The organism is Microbacterium shaanxiense, assembly GCF_054779995.1.
Genome location: NZ_BAAGXE010000001.1, coordinates 420,565 through 437,755, shown reverse-complemented (window position 1 = coordinate 437,755; position 17,191 = coordinate 420,565). Strand labels below are relative to the sequence as shown.

General features: G+C 66.7%; 15 protein-coding genes and 2 riboswitches. Of the genes, 1 reads left to right on the top strand and 14 read right to left on the bottom strand.

Annotated features, from left to right (window positions below):
* The first annotated feature begins 47 nt into the window (after positions 1 to 47).
* Complete coding sequence (locus tag ACYVG2_RS02005) at positions 48 to 854, top strand: CPBP family intramembrane glutamic endopeptidase (RefSeq protein ID WP_460779445.1); 807 nt, start codon at positions 48 to 50, stop codon at positions 852 to 854.
* A gap of 2 nt (positions 855 to 856) precedes the next feature.
* Here ACYVG2_RS02005 and ACYVG2_RS02000 read toward each other — a convergent pair whose 3' ends face one another.
* The 14 genes from ACYVG2_RS02000 to ACYVG2_RS01935 all read right to left on the bottom strand — a co-directional run bounded on the left by ACYVG2_RS02000 (position 857) and on the right by ACYVG2_RS01935 (position 17,151).
* Positions 857 to 1,165 (bottom strand): TFIIB-type zinc ribbon-containing protein, encoded by a 309-nt coding sequence (locus ACYVG2_RS02000; protein WP_460779444.1) that lies wholly within the window; start codon positions 1,163 to 1,165, stop codon positions 857 to 859.
* Between the two features lie 22 nt (positions 1,166 to 1,187).
* Positions 1,188 to 1,745 carry a PH domain-containing protein gene (locus ACYVG2_RS01995; protein ID WP_460779443.1) on the bottom strand — a complete coding sequence of 186 codons (558 nt, stop codon included), beginning with the start codon at positions 1,743 to 1,745 and terminating at the stop codon, positions 1,188 to 1,190.
* Positions 1,745 to 3,391, bottom strand: a complete 1,647-nt coding sequence (locus ACYVG2_RS01990) for a dipeptide ABC transporter ATP-binding protein (protein WP_460779442.1) — start codon at positions 3,389 to 3,391, stop codon at positions 1,745 to 1,747. Before ACYVG2_RS01990 ends, ACYVG2_RS01995 begins: the two co-directional genes overlap by 1 nt.
* Positions 3,388 to 4,332, bottom strand: a complete 945-nt coding sequence (locus tag ACYVG2_RS01985; RefSeq protein WP_305686658.1) for an ABC transporter permease — start codon at positions 4,330 to 4,332, stop codon at positions 3,388 to 3,390. The genes ACYVG2_RS01990 and ACYVG2_RS01985 overlap by 4 nt, the downstream gene beginning before the upstream one ends.
* On the bottom strand, positions 4,319 to 5,251 hold the full coding sequence (locus tag ACYVG2_RS01980) for an ABC transporter permease (RefSeq protein ID WP_448965034.1): 933 nt from the start codon (positions 5,249 to 5,251) through the stop codon (positions 4,319 to 4,321). The genes ACYVG2_RS01985 and ACYVG2_RS01980 overlap by 14 nt, the downstream gene beginning before the upstream one ends.
* A gap of 79 nt (positions 5,252 to 5,330) precedes the next feature.
* Positions 5,331 to 6,962, bottom strand: a complete 1,632-nt coding sequence (locus ACYVG2_RS01975; protein ID WP_460779441.1) for a peptide ABC transporter substrate-binding protein — start codon at positions 6,960 to 6,962, stop codon at positions 5,331 to 5,333.
* Positions 6,963 to 7,106: 144 nt separating this feature from the next.
* Complete coding sequence (gene gcvP / locus ACYVG2_RS01970; RefSeq protein ID WP_460779922.1) at positions 7,107 to 9,923, bottom strand: aminomethyl-transferring glycine dehydrogenase; 2,817 nt, start codon at positions 9,921 to 9,923, stop codon at positions 7,107 to 7,109.
* Positions 9,924 to 9,984: 61 nt separating this feature from the next.
* Complete coding sequence (gene gcvH / locus ACYVG2_RS01965) at positions 9,985 to 10,362, bottom strand: glycine cleavage system protein GcvH (RefSeq protein ID WP_460779440.1); 378 nt, start codon at positions 10,360 to 10,362, stop codon at positions 9,985 to 9,987.
* Positions 10,359 to 11,465 (bottom strand): glycine cleavage system aminomethyltransferase GcvT, encoded by a 1,107-nt coding sequence (gene gcvT, locus ACYVG2_RS01960; RefSeq protein WP_460779439.1) that lies wholly within the window; start codon positions 11,463 to 11,465, stop codon positions 10,359 to 10,361. The genes gcvH and gcvT overlap by 4 nt, the downstream gene beginning before the upstream one ends.
* 54 nt (positions 11,466 to 11,519) lie before the next feature.
* Positions 11,520 to 11,616, bottom strand: a riboswitch (glycine riboswitch).
* Positions 11,617 to 11,712: riboswitch (glycine riboswitch) on the bottom strand. It lies immediately after the preceding riboswitch.
* Between the two features lie 28 nt (positions 11,713 to 11,740).
* On the bottom strand, positions 11,741 to 12,568 hold the full coding sequence (locus tag ACYVG2_RS01955) for an ABC transporter ATP-binding protein (RefSeq protein WP_448965248.1): 828 nt from the start codon (positions 12,566 to 12,568) through the stop codon (positions 11,741 to 11,743).
* Positions 12,569 to 12,570: 2 nt separating this feature from the next.
* Positions 12,571 to 13,440 carry an ABC transporter ATP-binding protein gene (locus tag ACYVG2_RS01950; RefSeq protein WP_460779438.1) on the bottom strand — a complete coding sequence of 290 codons (870 nt, stop codon included), beginning with the start codon at positions 13,438 to 13,440 and terminating at the stop codon, positions 12,571 to 12,573.
* Entirely contained in the window at positions 13,437 to 14,423 is a 987-nt protein-coding gene (locus ACYVG2_RS01945) for an ABC transporter permease (protein ID WP_460779437.1), read from the bottom strand. Before ACYVG2_RS01945 ends, ACYVG2_RS01950 begins: the two co-directional genes overlap by 4 nt.
* On the bottom strand, positions 14,416 to 15,411 hold the full coding sequence (locus tag ACYVG2_RS01940; RefSeq protein ID WP_448965040.1) for an ABC transporter permease: 996 nt from the start codon (positions 15,409 to 15,411) through the stop codon (positions 14,416 to 14,418). Before ACYVG2_RS01940 ends, ACYVG2_RS01945 begins: the two co-directional genes overlap by 8 nt.
* A 45-nt stretch (positions 15,412 to 15,456) precedes the next feature.
* The gene (locus ACYVG2_RS01935; RefSeq protein ID WP_460779436.1) at positions 15,457 to 17,151 is read right to left on the bottom strand and encodes an ABC transporter substrate-binding protein; all 1,695 of its coding nucleotides are present in this window, start codon (positions 17,149 to 17,151) and stop codon (positions 15,457 to 15,459) included.
* Positions 17,152 to 17,191: the final 40 nt, after the last annotated feature.

Below are 17,191 nucleotides of genomic sequence, written 5' to 3'. Positions count from 1 at the left end.
TGGTCGCTCTCTGAACGCGCATATCTTCGCTGTCGTAGCATCGGGCTGTGACCCTTCCACGCGCTCAGGGACCGACGACGACCCTCGCCCCTGACGTCTCGCGTGCACGCATCCGGTGGGAGATCGCCATCGTGCTGGCGCTCGGGCTCGGCGAGTCCGCCGTGTACGCGATCGTGCAGCTCGCCTACCGGCTCACCGACTCCATCCCCCTCGCAGACCAGACCACGGCTCTGAATCCGTCACGCAGCGACCGAGAGATCTTCGACCTCATCTACCAGGTGCTGGGGATCGCCTTCTCTGTCGTCCCCGTACTGCTGGTGTGCTTCCTGCTGTGGAATCACGCACGACCGCATCTGAGCAGGCTCGGGCTCGACGGCACCCGCGTGGGCCGCGACACCGGCCACGGCATCCTCCTGGTGCTGGCCATCGGGATCCCCGGGCTCGCACTGTATGCGGGAGGGCGGATGCTGGGACTCTTCGTCCTCGTGAATCCGGGAAGCCTCGACAACCACTGGTGGACGGTGCCGGTCCTGCTGCTCTCCGCCGCACGAGCGTCGCTCATGGAGGAGTTCGTGGTGCTCGGCTACCTGTTCTTCCGGCTGAAGCAGCTCGGCTGGGGCATCTTGCCGATCATCATCGCGACCTCGGTGCTGCGGGCGAGCTATCACCTCTATCAGGGACCGGGCGCCTTCATCGGCAATCTCGCGATGGGCCTGCTGTTCGGCTGGCTGTTCGCCCGCACTGGCCGGCTGCTGCCGTTCCTGGTGGCGCACTTCGTGATCGACGCCGCCGCCTTCGTCGGATACCCGTGGGCAGCGGCGACGTTCCCCGCGCTTCTCGGCCTGACCGGCTGAGCTCAGTCGAAGAGGTCGCTGAGCCAGCTCTCGCGCTTGCGCGGGCGACCGCGACCGTCACGATCGTCACGGCGACGGTCGTCGTAGCGCGGCTGCTCGTACGCGGGAGGAGTGAAATGCTGTTCCCGATCGCCGTACTGCGGCGTCGGCGGTGCGTAGGACTGGGGCTGCGGTGCGGTCACCGAACGCTCGATGATCTTGTCGAGTTCGCCGCGATCGAGCCAGACACCACGGCACTGCGGGCAGTAATCGATCTCGATACCGCTCCGGTCGGACATGACGAGCGTGGAACCATCAGTGGGGCATTGCATGCGCCGAGCCAAGCAGACGTCGCTATGAGAACCGTGTGATGACGACCGCGGTCGCCGCCCAGACGACCAGCACTGCGAACACGATGATCGCACTCCAGTCCCACGTGCGCACGACAGGCGCATCGCGAGAAGACGACGTCTCCAGGCGCAGGCGCTGAAGCTTCGCGATGCCGTCCTCGGCCGCTTCGTTCCCGTCTTCCCTGGTGCGCTCAGGGCCCAGGCGGCGCGGCCTGGATCGCGACGGACCGCCGAAGCACTTCACGACACCGCCCTGATCGAGCGTCAGCTCGATCTGCCATCGCATGGCGATCCGCTTCACTCTGCTCCACGGCAGCCAGGTGCGGCGGAGCAGATTCTGCACCCCGACCCCGCTGCCATCGGCGCGCACGTCCGATGCGATGCCCACGACGTAGATGACCCAGAGCACGAGCAGGAGCCATGGGGCGAGCAGGAGCGCCTCGCCGACCCCGGTTCGTACGGCCGCTTCGATCAGCAGCGCCGCTGACATGACAGCGGTGATGCCCAGCAGCCAGGCGGCCCCGGTGACCCGAAAGACCCGTGGCGGCCTGGCCGCCGGCATCAGCCGCGGCCCCCCAGCGGAAGCGAGGCTCCGGGAATGGCATCCAGCAGCCGGCTGGTGTACTCCTGCTGCGGGTTGCTGAAGATCTCGTCGACCGTACCCTGCTCGACGATGCGTCCCTTCTCCATGACGCACACGAGGTCAGCGGCGACGCGGACGACGGCGAGGTCATGGGTGATGAACAGATACGTCAGTCCGAGGTCGCGCTGGAGGTCGGAGAGCAGATTCAGGATCTGATCCTGCACCAGCACGTCGAGGGCGGAGACCGCCTCGTCCAGCACGACGATGTCCGGCTTGAGCGCCAGCGCACGCGCGATCGCGACGCGCTGCCGCTGCCCCCCGGACAACTCGTTCGGGTAGCGCCACGCGAGCTCCTGCGGCAAGGCGACCTGCTCCAGCAGTTCGAGCGAACGCTGGTGCTGCTCTTCCCTCGTGCCCAGCCCGTGCACGTGCAGGGGCTCGGAGATCAGGTTCCCGATGCTGCGCAGCGGGTCGAGCGACCCGTACGGGTCCTGGAACACCGGCTGCATGCGCCGACGCAGTCGGAACACTTCAGCGCGCGACATCGTGCTAGTGGCTTCGCCGTCGATGAAGATCTCGCCGTCGGTCGGCTTCTCCAACTGCAGCAGCATCTTCGCCACGGTCGACTTCCCCGACCCCGACTCCCCCACCAGCGCGAGCGTCTTGCCTCGCGGGATGGAGAACGAGACCTCGTCGACGGCGCGGAACCGCTCGTGACGCAGTCCGCCGGTGCGGATCGAGTAGTCCTTCACGAGACCGCGCACCTCGACGACCGGAGCAACCGTCTCGACCGGCGCGGTATGCGCATCGGCCGTGATGCCGATGCGCTTCGAGGCCAGGCTCGGAGCCGCGGCGACGAGTCGCTGCGTGTAGGGATGCTGCGGGTTGGTGAGGATCTCGGCGCTGGGTCCCGCCTCGACGATCTCACCCTGATTCATCACGAGGATACGGTCAGCACGCTCTGCGGCAAGACCGAGGTCGTGCGTGATCAGCAGTACCGACGTGCCCCGATCGCTCGTGAGGGAGGCGAGGTGATCCAGGATCACTCGCTGCACCGTCACATCGAGCGCGCTGGTGGGTTCGTCGGCGATCAGCAGCTTCGGGTCGGCCGCGAGGCCGATTCCGATGAGCGCACGCTGACGCATTCCCCCGGAGAACTGATGGGGGAACTGGTGCATGCGCCGTGCCGCATCGCTGAGGCCGGCTTGGACCAGCACCTCCACGGCACGGTCGCTCACCTCTCGTCGACCCTGCGCCAGCCCGTTGGCGCGGACCGCCTCCTTGACCTGGAAACCGATCGACCACACGGGATTGAGGTTCGACATCGGATCCTGCGGCACGTAGCCGATCTCACGACCGCGGATCCGCTCCATCTCCCCACGGCTCGCCTTCGTGAGGTCCCTGCCGGTGAGCATGATGCTTCCGCCGGTCACCTCACCCGTGCCGGGCAGCAGATCGATGATCGCCGCGGCGGTGGTCGACTTGCCGGACCCCGACTCCCCCACGATGGCGAGCGTCTCGCCCTCGAGGATGTCGAAGCTCACGCCGTGCAGCACCTCACGGGACTGCCTGCCGCTGCGGAATGCGACCTTGAGATCGCGGATGCTGAGCAGTGGCTCGTTCATCGCTGTGCCCTCGCCTTCGGGTCGACGGCGTCGCGAAGCAGCTCGCCGAGTGTGATGAATGCCAACACGGTGAATGTCAACGCCAGTGACGGCCAGAACAGCGCCATCGGTGCAGTGCGGATACTCGTCTGCGCCTGGCTGATGTCGTTGCCCCACGACATCGTGCTGCCGCCGAGGCCGACGCCGAGGAACGACAGCGTCGCCTCCGCGACGATCGCCGCGGCGAGGCTCAACGTGGCAACGACGATGACCGGGGCCATCGCGTTCGGCAGCACGTGCGAGATGAGGGTCCGGAATCGGGAGAGCCCGACGGCTTCCGCGCCCATCACGAAGTCGGCCTGTTTCACGCGCAGCACCTCGGCGCGCATGATCCTCGCCGTGGATGCCCACGCGAAGCCGCCGATGGCGAACGCGAGCACGATCTCGTTGCGCACCGGCATCACCGACATCACGACGATCGCCGCGATGATGTACGGGATGGTGAAGAAGATGTCACCGACGCGCGACAGCAGCGAGTCGAGCCACCCGCCGTAGAAGCCCGCGAAGGCTCCCATCGCCATCCCGAGGATGGTGCTGATGAGCGTCGCCAGAACGCCGACGACCACCGAGGTACGAGTGCCCCAGATGATGCGCGAGTACACATCGCACCCCTGACGGGTGAATCCGAGCGGATGCCCCGCTGCGGGTCCTCCGTTGCTGTTCGCGAGCTCACAGCCGTTGTTGGGCGCCACACTCGTGAAGAGCCCCGGCCCGAGCGAGACGATGATCACGAGCAGCACGACTGCGGATGAGATCCAGAACAGCGGCCGACGACGGAGATCGCGCCAGGCGTCGAGCCAGAGGTTGCTGCGCTTCGGGTTGATGCGGACGACGTCGACCGGCACCGAGGTCGTGTCGACGGGAGCCACAAAGTGCTCTGCGTGCGCGTCAGGACGGGACATAGCGGATCCTCGGATCGAGCAGGCCGTAGACGAGGTCTACGACGATATTGATTAACACGTAGACGACGACGAACACCGTGACGAACGACACGACCGTCGGATTCTCACCGCGGATGATCGCCTGGTACAGGGTGTTGCCGACGCCGGGCACGTTGAAGATGCCCTCCGTCACGGTGGCGCCGACCATCAGGATGCCGAACACCGTGCCGAGGTCGGTGACCATCGGGATCAGCGAGTTGCGGAGTACGTGCACGGGGATCACTCGTCCTCGTGACAGGCCCTTGCTGTAGGCGGTGCGCACCCAGTCCTGATTGAGCGTCTCGATCGTCGAGGCTCTGGTGAGGCGCATGCTCGTCGCATACACGCTCAGGCCCAGCACGATCGCCGGGAGCCACAGATCACCCCAGTCGTTACGGGCGCCGACCGTGGGTCTGAACCAGCCGAGTTGGACGGCGAGGAAGTACTGTGCGAGGAAAGACAGCACGAAGATCGGCACCGCGACGAAGATGAGCGCGATGACGAGCATCGAGTTGTCGAAGATCCCGCCCTTGCCGAGCGCGGAGAACAGGCCGATCACGATCGCCAGCGCGAACGCGATCCCGACAGCCATCACTGCGAGGCGCAGCGTGACCGGGAACGTCCTTGCCAGGATGTCGGCGACCGGCTGACCGGAGAAGCTGATGCCGAAATCGAGTCGGAAGATGCCGGCGATGTAATAGAAGTACTGCACGACGAACGGCTGATCGAGGTGGTACTGCGCGCGCAGCCTCTCGAGAAGAGCCGGGTTCGGTTGGCGGTCTCCGAACAGCGCGGCGATGGGATCGCCGGGCATCGCGAAGACCATGAAGTAGATCAGCAGGGTGGCGCCGAAGAACACCGGGATCGCCTGCAGGATCCGTTTGAGGATGTAAAGAGCCACCCTCGACCTCCCTTCGAGTGCGCGGACGCACATGCGACGAGGCGATGGTGAAAACCACCGCCTCGTCGCTTGTCGTTTGTCAGCTGACCTTGGTGATCTGCTCGAAGAGCGGCACCGAGTTCCAACCGAACTCAACGTTGTCCACGGTCTCGCCGTAGCCACCGACCACGTTCGAGTACCACAGCGGCGTTGCCGGGAGGTCCTTCAGAAGCACTTCCTGGGCCTTCTGGAACAGGCCGTTCGCCTCTTCGGCGTCCGTGGCCGAGATGCCTTCCGAGAGCAGCTCGTCGAACTCGGGGTTCGAGTAGTCGCCATCGTTGGAGCCGGCGTTGGTCGCGTAGAGCGGGCCGAGGAAGTTGTACAGACCCGGGTAGTCGGCCTGCCATCCGGTACGGAACGCGGACTGGATCGTGCGCTCGGTGACCTCACCGCGCAACTCGGCGAAGGTCGGGTACGGCGCACCCGATGCCTCGATGCCGAGCGTGTTCTTGATGGAGTTGGCCGTCGCGTCGACCCATGCCTGGTGGCCGCCGTCGGCGTTGTAGGCGATCTGGAACTCGCCGCTCCACGGGCTGATGGCGTCAGCCTCGGCCCACAGCTCCTTGGCCTTCTCGGGGTCGTACGCCAGGACCTCAGCGCCCTCGAGCGAGTCGGACCAGCCGTCGATCACCGGCGACGTGAAGTCGCTGGCCGGGGTGCGGGTGCCCTGGAAGATCACGTCGGTGATCTCCTCGCGGTTGATCGACATCGAGATCGCCTGACGACGCAGCACGCCTTCTTCGCCGCCGAAGTGCTCGAGGCGCTCCGGGATCGTGAACGACTGGAAGATCGCTGCCGGCTGGTTCACCGCGCGGTCGCCGAGGTCGGACTCGAAGGTCTCGAAAGCCGAGTCCGGGATCGCGTCGAGGACGTCGAGCTCACCCGCGAGGAGGTCGGCGTACGCCGAGTCCTGCGATGCGTAGAACTTGATGTCCAGACCGCCGTTGGCCGGGGTGCGAGGTCCGTCGTACTCAGGGTTCACGACGAGGTTGATTCCGACGTCGTGCTGCCACGCGCCTTCGCCCTCGAGCATGTACGGGCCGTTGCCGATCGGGTTCTCGCCGAAGGCCTCGATGTCGTCGAAGGCCACGTCGGGCAGCGGGTAGTACGCCGAGTAGCCCAGTCGCTGTGCGAAGTCGGATGCCGGCTTGTTCAGCGCGATCGTGAAGGTGTACTCGTCGACCTCCTCGAGGCCGGTGAGCTCGGAGTCAGCGTCGTAGCTGAAGCCTTCGATGTCCTCGAAGAAGTAGCTGGAGAGCTGCTCGTTCGAGGCGAGTGCACCGTAGTTCCACGCCTTGATGAAGTTGTCGGCAGTGACCTCTTCACCGTCGCTGAAGGTGAGCCCCTCGCGGATCTTGACGGTCAGGTTCTGCGGGTCCTCGACCGTGATCTCCTCGGCGACGTCGTTGAACACCGAGCCGTCGGCCGCGTAGCCGATGAGCCCTGCGAACATCGCGTCGAGGATCTTGCCTCCACCGACCTCGTTGGTGTTGGTCGGGATCAGCGGGTTCTGCGGCTCGGAGCCGTTGACCGTGATGATCGCGGTGGTGTCGCCCTCGTTGCCTTCGCCTCCGTCGCCGTTGCCGGTGTCCGAACCTGCGCAACCGGCCAGCACGAGCGCGCTGGCGGAGAGCAGACCGACCCCGGCCAGGGTGATCTTGTTTCGCTTCATGTCTATGTCCTCCTGTGGACAGGGTGCAAATGCGTCCCGTGTTCGGGTCGCAGATGAGTTGAGACTAACCTCGCACACGGCTTTTGAGGCCCTGTGTTAATCAACCGTTACTGAGTGGTGACCTTGTCGAAATACGCAGACGTGCTATGCGAACGCCTCGACGGGCGGGCACGCGCAGACGAGGTTGCGGTCGCCGTACGCCTGATCGATGCGGCGCACGGGCGGCCAGTACTTCCCCGCGACGAGCGAATGCACCGGATATGCGGCGTCCTCGCGCGTGTAGGCGTGGTTCCACTCCCCCGCGATCAGCGAGACGGCGGTGTGCGGCGCATGCATGAGCGGGTTGTCATCGGCGGGCCAGCGGCCGGATGCCACGGCATCCGCCTCGGACTTGATCATGATCATCGCCTCGATGAACCGATCGATCTCTGCGAGGTCCTCCGACTCGGTCGGCTCGACCATGAGGGTTCCCGGCACGGGGAACGACATGGTCGGCGCGTGGAATCCGTAGTCGATCAGGCGCTTGGCGACGTCGTCGACGGTGATGCCGGTGGCCTCCTTCAGCGGACGCAGGTCGAGGATGCATTCGTGCGCGACCCGATCGTTCTCGCCCGTGTAGAGCACGGGGTAGTGATCGCGCAGGCGCGCGGCGATGTAGTTCGCCGACAGCACGGCCGCTGCCGTCGCGTCCCGCAGTCCGTCGGCGCCCATCATGCGCACGTACGACCATGAGATCGGCAGGATCCCGGCAGATCCGTATGGCGCCGCCGACACTGCTCCCCCGGCGAACTCGTGCCCGCCGGCATGCGTGGAGCGCTGCGCGAGCGGGTGCGAGGGCAGGTGAGGTGCGAGATGCGCCTTGGCCGCCACCGGGCCGATGCCAGGGCCGCCGCCGCCGTGCGGGATCGCGAAAGTCTTGTGCAGATTCAGGTGCGAGACGTCGCCGCCGAGGTCACCGAAGCGCGCGTAGCCGAGCAGCGCGTTGAGGTTCGCACCGTCGACGTACACCTGTCCGCCTGCCTCGTGAACGGCCGAGGTGATCGCCACGACGTCCTGCTCGTACACACCGTGCGTGGACGGGTACGTGATCATGAGCGCTGCGATCTCGTCCGCGTGCGACGCGATCTTCGCACGCAGGTCGTCGAGATCGACGTTGCCGAGTTCGTCGCAGGCGACGACGACGACCTTCATACCGGCGAGCACGGCGGACGCCGCGTTCGTGCCGTGCGCGGACGACGGGATCAGGCACACCGTGCGGTGGTCGTCGCCGTTCGCGAGGTGGTAGCCGCGGATCGCGAGGAGTCCGGCGAGTTCGCCCTGCGAGCCCGCGTTCGGCTGCAGGGAGACGGCGTCATAACCGGTGACCTCAGCCAGCCAGCCCTCCAGCTGGTCGATCATCTCGAGGTAGCCCTCGACGTCCGATGCCGGGGCGAACGGGTGGATCCCGGCGAACTCGGGCCAGGTGATCGAGGCCATCTCGGTCGCGGCGTTGAGCTTCATGGTGCACGAGCCCAGCGGGATCATGCCGCGATCCAGGGCGTAGTCGCGATCGGCGAGGCTCTTCAGGTACCGCATCATCGCCGTCTCGCTGTGATGCACGTGGAAGACCGGGTGGGTGAGGTATTCGTCCGTGCGGTGGAGAGCGTTCGGGATGCGAGCGCGCGTGCCGTCGCCACGCGGGTTGATCACCCGCGCTGGAACACCGAACAGCGAGGCGACGGCGTCGAGTTCGGCGTGCGTCGTCGTCTCGTCAACGGCGATGCTCACCGTGCGCTCGTCCACCAGGTGCAGCAGGATGCCGAGCTCGTCATGCGCGCGCGCCACCAGCCCGGCGGCGTCCGTCGTGCGCACGGTCAGAGTGTCGAAGAAGGTCTCGTGCACGACCTCTGCGCCGGATTCTGCCAATCGGTCGCCCAGCACCGCGGCCTTCGAGGCGACGTCCCCGGCGATCTGCCGCAGGCCGTCGGGACCGTGATAGACCGCGTACATCGCTGCCATGACGGCGAGCAGCACCTGTGCGGTGCAGATGTTGCTCGTCGCCTTCTCGCGACGGATGTGCTGCTCGCGCGTCTGCAGGGAGAGCCGGTACGCCGGCTTGCCGTCGGCATCCACGGATACGCCGACCAGGCGCCCTGGCAGCTGTCGCTCGAGTCCCTGACGCACGGCCATGTAGCCGGCGTGCGGGCCACCGAAGCCCATCGGCACGCCGAAGCGCTGGGTGGTGCCGACCGCGACATCGGCGCCGAGCGAACCGGGCGACGAGACCAGTGTCATCGCCAGCAGATCGGCGGCGACGACCGCGAGACCGCCCGCGATGTGCGCGGCGTCGATCACAGCACTCGGATCCCACACACGACCGGATGCCGCGGGGTACTGCACGAACACGCCGAACAGCTCGTCGGGCAGGGCCTCCCCTCCGGCGAGATCGCGTTCGACCAGTTCGATGTCGAGCGCTTCCGCGCGCGTGGAGAGCAGCGCCTTGGTCTGGGGGAACGCACCGGCGTCGACGACGAACACCGCGGACTTCGCCTTCGAGGCGCGCCGGGCCAGCAGCATCCCCTCGGCGACCGCCGTGGACTCGTCCAGCATCGAGGCGTTCGCGGTCGACAGACCGGTGAGGTCGGCGACCATCGTCTGGAAGTTGATCAGCGCCTCGAGCCGGCCCTGCGAGATCTCCGGCTGGTAGGGCGTGTACGCCGTGTACCAGGACGGGTTCTCCAGAACGTTGCGCTGGATCACGCTGGGCGTGAGCGTGCCGTAGTAGCCGAGACCGATCATCGACCGGTGCACACGGTTGAGCGACGCGAACGCACGCAGCTCGGCGAGCGCCTCGGCCTCTGTGGCCGCCGCCGGGATCACCGACGCGCCGGATGCGTCCGTGAGGATCGAGGCCGGCACCGCGGCGTGCATGAGTGTGTCGATCGACGATTCAGCATCGGAGATGCCGAGAGCTTCCAGCATCACGCGCCGGGTCTCGGCGGTCGTGCCGATATGACGTTCGGAGAAAGTGGTCACTGCGAGATCAGCCCTCGGTCAGAGCGACGTACGCGTCGCGGTCGAGCAGTCCGTCTGCCGCATCTTCTGCGACGGAGACCTTGATCAGCCAGCCGCTCTCGAAGGGCTCGGCGTTGACGAGCGACGGGTCATCGACCGCGGCCTCGTTGATCTCGACCACGGTGCCGGAGACGGGGGCGTAGAGCTCGCCCACCGACTTGGTCGACTCGATCTCGCCGACCACGGCGCCGGCCGCGATCTCGGTGCCGACGGCGGGGAGTTCGAGGAAGACGACGTCACCGAGCTTCTCGGCGGCGAAGTCCGTCACACCGATCGTGGCGACACCATCGGCGATGGCGAGCCACTCGTGCTCTTCGGTGTAGGCGAGTGCGTTCAGATCGGTCATTTCGTCCTCCGGTAGAAAGGCAGTGCGGTCACGGTCGCGGGGATCTTCGTGCCCCGCACGTCAAGGAATACGGATGTGCCCGCTTCGGCCGAAGCGGGATCGATGTAGGCCATCGCGATCGGATGGCCGAGTGTCGGGCTGAGCGCACCGCTGGTGATCTCGCCGAGCGCGGTGCCGTCCTCGTCCACGACGGCATAGCCCGCGCGTCCCGCGCGCTTGCCGTCGGCGGTGAGCCCCACGAGCACCCGTGACCCCTCAGCGGGGGCCACGGAGTCCTTGCCGACGAAGGTCTCCTTGTCAGCGGCGACGACCCTCCCGAGGCCCGCCTGCGCCGGTTTCGTCGAGAGTGAGAGCTCGTGGCCGTACAGCGGCATCCCCGCCTCGAGGCGGAGCGTGTCGCGGGCCGCGAGACCCGCGGGGACGATGCCGTGCGGCGCGCCGGCGACGAGGAGCGCGTCCCACAGGGCGACCGCGTCCTCGCTGCGGACGAGCAGTTCGAAGCCGTCCTCGCCGGTGTAGCCGGTGCGTGCGATCAGCAGCGGTTCGCCGAGGAAGGAGGCGTCCGCCCATGCGTAGTACTTCTGCTCGGACCACGCAACGGCGACATCGGCGATGCCCTCGGTCGACGCCGCGATCGCCGCGGATGCGGGGCCCTGTACGGCCACCAGGGCGTAGGCGTCGGAGACGTCCTCGACCTCGGCGCCGAAGCCGCTCGCACGCTCGCGCAGAGCCGTGCCGACGGCATCCCGGTTGCCTGCATTCGAGATGATCAGGTACCGGTCGTCGGAGAGGCGGTAGACGATGACGTCGTCGATGATGCCGCCGTCCTCGGCGAGCAGCAGTGAATACTTGGCCTTCCCGACCGTCATGGTCGACAGCCGCCCTGCCAGCGCGAAGTCCAGGTACGCCGCCGCGTCCCCGCCCTCGATCGTGAACTCGGCCATGTGCGAGATGTCGAAGAGCCCTGCGGCCTGGCGCACCGCGTGGTGCTCGGCGAGGTCGGAGGTGTAGCGCACCGGCATCTGCCAGCCGCCGAAGTCGGTGAAGGACGCACCGAGCGACTCGTGCCGCTCGCGCAGCGGTGTGAAGCGGGCCTGGGTCATGGAGCTCTCCCGTGATGATCGGAAGGATGCCGTACGGAATGCACGGTATCCGAGAACTCCCCCTCTGTCATGGGCCTGAGAGTTTCGCCCTCGCGCATGGCGGAGGGCTTTCACCGTCGGCGGATGCCGGAGCATCGCTTTTCAGAGTGGCCTGACCTGCGCGGTACGCGGTACCTGAGAGATTGGCGGGGAGGCTTGCTCCTTCGGTGCCCGGTCGCATGCACCGGGGCTCTCCCGCACTGGTCGTGAGGCCTGTCTTCAATTATGGGGACAGCTTAGCCTGCGAGCTCGGCCCGCACCTCGTCTCGCAGTCTCCCGAAGTTCTCCGGTTCCGGCGCCGCGGCCAGCAACGTCCTCGTGTAGTCGTGCTGAGGGTTGAGGATGACGTCATCCGCCGCCCCTCGTTCGACGATGTCCCCTCGGTACATCACGAGGATCTCGTCGCTGAAGTGGCGTGCGGTCGCCAGGTCGTGGGTGATGTAGAGCACGCCGAGCTGCTCCTCCCTCTGCAGCTCCGCGAGCAGGTTCAGCACGCCGAGCCTGATGGAGACGTCGAGCATCGACACCGGTTCGTCCGCCACGATGAACCGCGCCCCCGGTGCGAGTGCTCGTGCGATCGCGACGCGTTGACGCTGCCCGCCCGACAGCTCGTGCGGTCGGCGCTCGGCGAAGCTCTCGGCCGGGGACAGACGCACCCGCTCCAGCAGATCGAGCGCCTTCTCCCGCACCTGCGCCGCGGAGAGGCCGCGGTGATGGATCCGCAGAGGCCGTTCGAGGTGATGGATGATCGTGTGGAACGGATTGAGTGAGGCGAACGGATCCTGGAACACCATCTGCACATCCGACCGGTACCGCTCCAGCGCTCTGCCGCCGTCGCCGCTGCGTGCACCGTCGATGAGGATCTCACCCGACGTCGGGGTCTCCAGCTTCATCAGCATCCGGGCGATCGTCGACTTCCCGCTGCCTGACTCGCCCACCAGCGCGACCGTCTTACCCGGCTCGAGGGTGAACGAGACGTCCTTCACCGCGTGCAGGATCGTGGTCTTCAGCCCCGAACGCAGCCGGAAGTCCTTGACGAGGTTCCGCGCCTCGAGCGTGCGCACGCTCATCGGGCGACCTCCGCTCCGCTGCGGACGAAACCGCCGCGTTCGCCGCGCAGACTGGGGAAGCTCGAGAGCAGCTTCTTCGTGTACTCGTGCTGAGGCGTGCGATAGATCTCCTCCGCGGTCCCCTGCTCGACGATCTCGCCCTGCAGCATCACCGCGATGCGGTCGCTGATCTCGATCAGCATCGGCAGGTCGTGCGTGATGAAGATGACAGCGAAGCCCAGCCGCTCGCGCAAGCGCATGATCTCGCGGATGATGCCGCGCTGCACGACCACATCCAGAGCAGTGGTGGGCTCGTCCATGATCATGACCTGGGGATCCAGGGCGAGGGCCATCGCGATCATCACCCGCTGACGCATGCCGCCCGACAGCTCGTGCGGGAAGCTGGACAGGCGCGCGGGGTCGACGCCCACGAGGCCCAGCAGCTCCTCTGCACGCGCGGTCTTGTCACGTCGGCTCATACCCGGGCGATGCGTGTCGAACACATCGAAGATCTGCGCCTTCACGCTGATCACGGGGTTCAGCGAGTTCATGGCCCCCTGGAACACCATCGAGATCTTGTCCCATCGGAACGCGCGCAGCTGCTCGCTGCGCAGCCCGACGATGTCGATGTCGTCGCCGCCACGATCGTGGAACGTGATCTCACCCGAAGTCATGAGCGCCGGCGCCTTGAGCAGCCGGTTGAGGCCGTAGGCGAGGGTCGTCTTGCCGCAGCCGGACTCGCCCGCGAGTCCGAGGATCTCTCCGCGGTGCAGAGTGAGCGACACGTTGCGCACAGCCTTGACCGGCGGATCCACCTCGTACTCGATGGACACGCCGCTGGCGGTCAGCACCGCCTCCGATGTGCGCACGGCGTCTGATGCGATCACGCGAGGACTCCCTTCGATCTGGCGGCCCTGCGCACACGGCGGGCGGCCTCCGGTGCGACCCGCAGCTTCGGGTTGATGATCTCGTCGATCGAGAAGTTGATCAACGACAGGCCGCAGCCCAGAAGCGCGATCAGCACGCCGGGCGGCACGAACCACCACCAGGCGCCGGTGCCGAGAGCCTGACCGGACTGCGCGTCGTTGAGGATGGTGCCCCAGGTGATCGAGTCGGTCGCACCGAGTCCGAGGTACGACAGGCCTGCCTCGCCGAGGATCGCGAAGATGATGGCGAACAGGAACTGCGCGGCCAGCAGGGGAAGCAGGTTGGGCATGATCTCCACGAGGATCACGCGGAACGACTTCTCCCCCGCGACCTTCGCGGCGTACACGTAGTCGCGGCTGCGCAGCGATCGCGCCTGGGTGCGCAGCACGACGGCGGAACCGGCCCAGCACGTGATGCCGAGCACGATGGCGACCAGCAGCCAGCTGCGGCTGCTGAAGTACGTCGCGATCACCATCGCGAGAGGGAGGCCGGGAATCACGAGCATGATGTTGGTCACGAGGGAGAGGACTTCGTCTCGCCACCCTCCGAGGTAACCGGCGAGGATGCCGAAGAAGAGCGACAGCACGACGGCGATGCCGCCGGCGACGATTCCCACGAGGAGCGAGCCCTGAGTCCCGTGCGCGAGCTGGGCGAGAACGTCGTAGCCGAGCTTGCTCGTGCCCAGCAGGTGTTCGGCACTGGGCGGTTCCAACGCGGCGTTCTGCGAGTCGCGCGGATTCTGCGTCATGAGCGGCCCGAGGATGCCGAACAGCACGATCGCGCTCACCAGCATGAGCCCGATGACGAGTTTGGCCGACGGCCGCGGCAGCATCGCGCGGAACCCGCCCCTGGCCCGTCTCTGGGTGACGAGCGCGACGGTGTCGGGCGGCAGGGCTGTCGGCGCCGTGTGCGGTGCAGTGGCGGTGGCCGTGGTCTCAGACATTGTGACGCGCCCTCGGGTCGATGTAGCCGTAGACGAGGTCCATCACGAAGTTCGCCGCGAGGACGGTGATCGTGATGACCAGGAACACGCCCTGCATGAGGGCGTAGTCGCTGTTCTGCACTGCTTGGAACATGAGCTTGCCGATCCCCGGATATGTGAACACCTGCTCCATCACGATGGAGCCGGCGACCACGAAGCCGAGGGTGATCGCGAAGCCGGCGATGGAGGGGATCGCCGCGTTGCGCGCGGCGTACATGGTGAGGATGCGACGCGGCCGCAGTCCCTTCGCCTCCGCCGTGGTGACGTAGTCCTCGGCCATCGTCGACACCATCATGTTGCGCATCCCGAACAGCCAGCCGCCGACCGAGCTCAGCACGATGGTGAGCGCGGGGAGGAAGGCATGGGCGACGGCATCCGTGAAGAACGCCCACGTCCACTCAGGGCCGCGAGGGAAGTCGAACACGCTGTACCCGCCGATGATCGGGAACGCTCCGAGCCCCACCGCGAACACCGCGACGAGCACGAGGGCCAGCCAGAAGTACGGGATGGACTGCAGGATCGTCGTGGCCGGGATGAGGTGATCGACCCAGGTGCCGCGCTTCCATCCCGCCCAAGCCCCCAGGGCGATGCCGAGGATGAACGAGATGACCGTCGCGACGCCGACGAGGATGATCGTCCAGGGCAGCGCCTGCCCGATCAGCTCGGACACGGGGGTCGGATACTTGGTGACCGAGATGCCCAGGTCTCCTTGCAGCATCCGACCCCAGTATCCGAGGTACTGCTCCCACATCGAGGATTCGTCGGAGCCCAGCAGCAGCTTGATGTTGCGGATCGTCGTCTCCGAGATCTCGCCCCCGTTGCGCTGGAGCTTGGCGATCATGATGTCGGCCGGGTCACCCGGCATGAGTCTGGGGAGCAGGAAATTGAGGGAGATCGTCGTCCACAGCGTGATGATGTAGAACCCGATCCTGCGGGCGTAGAACTTCATGTCAGATCCTCAATCTCCTGCTCCTCCGCTGCCGTCAGCCGGCGTTCAGCCGGCCGGCTTCAGCTGCTGCAGGATGTACCCGGACGCCACCGAGCCCCAGGAGGGCGGGAAGGCGTACAGGTCCTCCTCGGTCGGCCAGCCGGTGAAGTCCTTCGTGTTGTAGAAGGTCTGCGTGGCGTTGATGACCAGGGGGATGTAGGGCAGGTCGCGCACGATCTCGGTCTGGATCGTCGTGTAGGCGGCCATCTTCGCCGCTTCGTCGTCCGTCGCCTCTGCCGCGGCGATGGCGGCGTCGACGGTCGGGTTGTCGTAGCGGCTGAAGTTCCAGCGTCCGGCAGGAACCTCCTCACCCACGGGGTTCGTCGACTGCGTGGCCGTGCCGCCCACCCAGTCGCGGTAGATCTGGAACGGATCGGCCACGGACGTGCCGATCATGCCGCCCATGATCAGCTCGTACTGGCCGGTCTGACGAGAGTCGGAGAACTCCTGCCACTGCACCGTCGACGCGTTGATCTTGATGCCTGCCGCTGCGGCCTGCTCGGCGATGAGCTTCGCGGCGTCGTTGTAGTCGGTCCAGCCGTCGACCGAGGTGAGGTCGAGCTCGATGGGCGCGCCGTCCTTGCCGTAGAAGCCGTCGGCGTCCTTGGTGTAGCCGGCCGCTTCGAGGATCGCACCGGCCGCCGCGGCATCCGCCGTCTGCGGGCTGACCTCGTTGGCGGAATCGGCGACCCACTTCTCGTCGCGCGGCAGCAGGGCGTACGTCGGGGAGATGTCGCCGGTGAGGCCGACGAACGCCTTCTCCTTGATCGTCTCGCGGTCGATCGCCAGGTTCAGCGCCTGCCGCACTGCGACGTCGGTCTGCTCCCCGGTGCAACCGAGCTCGGCGTTCGAGCAGGTGTAGAGCACCGTCGGGTCCTGCGGGGTGTTGACCCAGTCGACCTGACCGTTCGCGGTGACGGAGTCGGGATTGGGGATGAACATGCCTGCCCAGTCGAGCTCTCCTGCGGCGAGCAGGTCCTGCGCCGACTGATTGGCGTCGATCGCGATGTATTGCACGGTCTTGACGCCGAGATCGGCCGCGTCGCGGAAGTTCTCGTTCGCGACGAGGGTGTAGGACTCGCTCGTGACGCTGTCGACCACGTACGCCCCTGAGCCGACGGGCTCCTCGTTCGTGAAGTTGGCGAAGTCGTCGACCTCGCTCCAGACGTGCGCCGGCAGGATCCAGGTGCCGCCCATGCGCTGCCACTCCGTGGTGAACTGCGGGCTGCCGTAGGTCAGCACCACCGTCGTGTCGTCCGTCGCCTCGGCGGAGACGAGCCCCTGCCCCTCGGGGTTGTTGCCCTCGTAGTTGAAGGTGAAGGCGACGTCCTCTGCGGTCAGGGGTTCGCCGTCGCTCCAGGTGAGGTCGGGTTTGATCTTCACGGTGATGACCGTGCCGTCCTCATTGAACTCGTACGATTCGCCGATCATGCCGTCTGCCGGCTCGTCCGCCAGCTTGTTGAAGAAGAACAGCGGCTCGAGGATCGGGCCGAGCGCGCCGTGGAGGACGGTCGGGGCGAACGGGTTGAAGTTCGCCGTGATGGGTGTCTGGCTTCCCGCCCACACCCGCAGCGAACTCGCTGCGCCGTCGCCGTCACCTTCTTCTCCCCCGCCGCCGGAACAGGCGGTGAGGCCCAATGCGAGGACGGATGCCCCCGCGATCGCCGTGACTGCTGCACGGCGTCTGCCATTGCGGATCATGTGTGGTGTTCCTCTCGATGCTGCGTTGCTTGAGGGATGT